This is a genomic window from Pseudomonas sp. 2995-1 (assembly GCF_002742505.1).
Taxonomy (GTDB): Bacteria; Pseudomonadota; Gammaproteobacteria; order Pseudomonadales; family Pseudomonadaceae; genus Aquipseudomonas; species Aquipseudomonas sivasensis.
Window position 1 is genome coordinate 1 of record NZ_LJSA01000088.1, and the last position, 246, is coordinate 246.

General features: G+C 37.0%; 1 protein-coding gene. It reads left to right on the forward strand.

The window, feature by feature from the left end; all coding sequences use genetic code 11:
• A partial coding sequence (locus AOA61_RS31080; RefSeq protein WP_158234779.1) for a hypothetical protein occupies positions 1 to 246 on the forward strand: 246 nt, incomplete at both ends.

The following is a 246-nucleotide window of genomic DNA, read 5'->3' on the forward strand; positions in this document are numbered from 1 at the left end:
GTTAAAAGGTGATTACCATATTGCTGGATTTGATGTGGAGGGTAATGGATTAGTTCTCATACCATATGAAGCAACAGTAGACACAGGGGATATTACCCTCTATGTTGTTAAGGACTCTAATGTATTGTGGGAAAAAACTATAACGCAGGAATCAGAAGGGTTTATGGAGTTTGAAGGTGAAGTAGGAACCTATGATATTGGTATTGTCACAGAAGAGGCAGATGATATTTTCATAGAGATTAGTAA